The sequence below is a fragment of the Mycobacterium simulans genome (assembly GCF_900232995.1).
Taxonomy (GTDB): Bacteria; Actinomycetota; Actinomycetes; order Mycobacteriales; family Mycobacteriaceae; genus Mycobacterium; species Mycobacterium simulans.
This window is the reverse complement of the sequence record NZ_OCVX01000036.1, coordinates 1-3667: the sequence shown is the minus strand read 5'-3', so window position 1 is coordinate 3667 and position 3667 is coordinate 1. Positions and strand designations below refer to the sequence as shown.

Below are 3667 nucleotides of genomic sequence, written 5' to 3'. Positions count from 1 at the left end.
GGAACCCATCGCCGTCGTGGGCATGGCCTGCCGGTTACCCGGCGGGGCGGATTCCCCCCAAGCGTTGTGGGAGTTGGTCAGCAGCGGCACCGACGCGGTCGGAGGCTTCCCGACCGATCGGGGCTGGTGGTGTTGGCTTGGCGGCGGGTGGTGGTCAGGCTGGACAGCAAAGGCGGCAGGGTGTTTTGCCGTGCTTGCTGGGCCAATGTTCGTTTGTTGAGCGGGGTGGGGATCAGGTTCGGCTTGCGGTGGGTCAAGGCGGCGCCGAACACGGCTAGGCCGTGGTCAGTGGGGATGGGGGTGAGTCCGTCGCGGGCCATCCGGGAGTGGTCGAGGGAGGACAGGTGGGCGGTCATGCCGCTGGGGGTTTGCCAGTAGCCCCAGGCCAGGCTGGTGGTGGGCTGGTGGTGGCGGTGACGTTGTTGGGCTAAGGCGTCGAGGAAGGCATTGGCGGCTGCATAGGCGCCTTGCCCGGGAGCGCCCAGCACGGCAGCCGCCGAGGAGAACATGACGAAGGTGTCGAGGTCTTGATCGGCGGTGAGTTGATGCAGGTGCCAGGCGCTGTCGGCTTTAGCGGCAAAAACGGTGTCGAGTTGGTGGGGGGTCACTTCGGTGATGACGGCGTCTTCGAGAACACCAGCGGTATGAATGACGGCGGTGAGCCGGTGTTGGGACGGGATATTGGCTAGCAGCGCGGCGAGTTCAGTGGGGTTGCTGGTATCGCACGCAGTGATGGTGACCTGGGCGCCGAGGCCGGTGAGGTGCTGGTGCAGTTGGGTGCCGCCAGGGGCCTGGGGGCCGCTGCGCGAGGCCAGCAATAGATGGCGCACACCGTAGTGGGTGATCAGGTGTTCGGCGAATAGTTGGCCCAGCATCCCAGTGCCGCCGGTGATCAACACGGTGCCCTGGGAGCTGAATACGGTGGGCGGGGTCAACACAATTTTTCCGGTATGCCGTGCTTGACTCATGTCGCTGAAAGCTTGGCGGGCCTGAACCAGGCCATAGCTGGTGGTGGGCAAGGGCCGAAGTGCCCCGCTGCTGAACAGCTCGCTCAAGGCGTTCCACGTTCGACCAAGACGGTCCGCAGGTGTGGTGGCTAAGTCGTAGACCTGGTAGTCAACTGTGGGGTGGGCGGCGTTGAGGTCGCTGGCGAGCCGGATGTCGGTGGCGCCGATTTCGAGGAAACACCCGCCGTGGGAGAGCAGTTGGAGTGAGCCATCGACGAGGTCTCCGCGAAGGCTGTTGAGGACGACGTCCATGCCGTGTCCGTTGGTGGTGTGGTCGAAGGCGTGGACGAAATCGGGGGTGCGTGATGAGGCGATGTGCTGGTCGGGGATTCCTAGCTCGGTAAGAACCGGGTGTTTATGCGGGCTGGCGGTGGCAAAGATGTCCGCGCCGAGGTGCTGGGCGATTGGGATGGCGGCTGGACCCACCCCGCCGGTGGCGGAGTGAATGAGCACTCGTTGTCCGGCGCGGAGGTCGGCGTGCTCGACCAGGGCGGTGTAGGCGGTCAGGAAAGCGACCGGTACGGAGGCGGCCTGGGCAAACGACCAGCCCGCCGGGACCCCTGCCACCATTCGGTGGTCGGTGATGGCGGTGGGTGCGAAAGCGTTGTTGGGGAACAGACCCATGACGGCATCACCGGGAGCCACGGTGGTCACGTCGGGGGCGGTTTCGATGACCACACCGGCGCCTTCGCGACCTATCCCGTTATCGGGACTGGCTCCTAACGCGGCATCGACATCACGGAAATTCAGCCCGGCAGCGCGGATGGCGACACGGATTTGTCCGGGGGCCAACACCGAGACCGGTTCGGTGGGCACCAGGGCCAGGCCGGGTAAACCCTTGCCGGTGGTACTCAATTGCCAGCTCGGGGCTCGTGGTGGGGCCAAGGCCAACGACGGGATCAGCCGCGGTGTGTGCACGATGCCGCGGCGTAGCGCCAGCTGGGGTTCACCCGCGGGTGCCGAAGTCGAAGTGGCCGCCGCGGCTAAAACATTGATCAGGGTCTGGTCGCTGGCCGCAGTGGCATCGACATCGAGGACAGTGATGCGGCCCGGATGCTCGTTTTGGGCGGTATGGATCAACGCCCACACCGCAGCGTGGGCCAGATCGGGTGCACGGTCATAGACGTCGACGCTCACCGCGGGGCTGGTAATGACCACCAAGTGGGTATCGAGAGTCTCAGGACGGATCAGCCAGTCCTGCAGCTGGGTAACAACACGCTCAGTCAGCGTATGGACCCGCCCGAGGTCATCAACCTCAGCGGGGCCTGGCACTGGCACCGCCCAGACCACCAGATCGCTTCGAGCCAGCTCAACGTGGGCCAACTCGGCATGCACGGCGCCGTCACCCAAGCTGGCCGGCAACCGATCAGCATCCTCGGTAACAATCGTCCACCCCGATGAAGGCGCGGCCACCGCAAACGCATCCTCAGCCAGACACGGCCAATTCAGCTCGAACAAGCTGTCCCGTAACGCGGCCTGGGCAGCCGCGCCGATCTGATCAGGCCGGGCCCGCAGCGTCAATGTGTCAATGGTGATGACCGGACTACCGGCCGGGTCGGTGGCATGCAGCGTAAAGGTATCGGCCCCAGTGGAAGTCAGGCTCACCTGCAATCGGCTGGCCCCGACCGCGTGCAATGTCACCCCAGCAAACGCGAACGGAAGCCGCGGTATAACCGGGTCACCGCTGTGCTCGGTGTCGTAAAACGCCGCCGCCAACGGGTGCAAAGCGGCATCCAGCAGCGCGGGGTGAATACCGTAACCAGTGATATCAGTGTCGGCCGGTAAGACCACCTCTGCATAAACCGTATCGGGCAGGGTGGGAGGCCGACCGATTCCCCGCACCGACCGGAACGCGGACTCGTAGTGAAAGCCTTCTTCCGCCAGATCTTGATAAAAGCCATCCACGTCAATCGGATCCACACCCCAAGGCGTGGACCACCCCTCAGACACCACCGCCGCATCAGCACTGAGAGCCCCGCTGGCATGCAACGTCCAGGCCGGAGAACCATGCATGCCGCTGGGCCGCGAGTACAAGCTAAACGGGCGCCGCCCGTTATCCTCCATAGCCTGCACCGTGATCTGCACATCAGTAGGCGTGCGGTCATCCAGCGCCAACGGGGTATGCAAAACCAGCTCATCAATCACCGGACACTGGGCATACTCGCCAGCCTGCAACAACAACTCGATGTAACCCGTCCCAGGAAACACCACAGTGTCATCAACCCGATGACCAGCCAACCAACCATGCGTGACAGCCGACAACCGCCCCGTCAACACAATCTGGTCCTGATCAGCCAAATCCGTCACCGCACCCAACAAAGGATGATCAGGCTGCTCCAGCCCCGCAGCACCGACGTCCACACCCCCCGACCCCGCCAACCAGAAGGAGCGGTGCTGGAAGGCATAGGTGGGCAACCCCACGATCTGCGCACCCGGATACAAGCTGGCCCAGGCCGGGCTATGGCCATGACTATGCAGCCGCGCCATAGCGGTAGCTAGGGCATCAAGGTCAGCAAGGTCGCGATGCAACGTCGTGATGACCGCGGATCCGGGGTGTTGGGTGTCGTGGGTCAGGGTGTCGGTGAGTGCGGGGGCTAGTACGGGGTGTGGGGATAGTTCGATGAAGGTGTGGGGGCTTTGGGTGGTCAGGGTGGTGATGG

At 64.3% G+C, this 3667-nt stretch carries 1 protein-coding gene and 1 pseudogene; one reads left to right on the top strand and one right to left on the bottom strand.

Annotated features, from left to right (window positions below; genetic code table 11):
• Nucleotides 1-22: 22 nt before the first annotated feature.
• A pseudogene (locus tag MSIMFI_RS30105) lies at nt 23-73 on the top strand (hypothetical protein); the annotation flags it as partial.
• Between the two features lie 4 nt (nt 74-77).
• On the opposite strand, the gene MSIMFI_RS26690 reads toward MSIMFI_RS30105, so the two are convergent.
• The coding region (locus MSIMFI_RS26690) for an SDR family NAD(P)-dependent oxidoreductase (RefSeq protein ID WP_191499937.1) at nt 78-3667 on the bottom strand (3590 nt) is incomplete at its 5' end.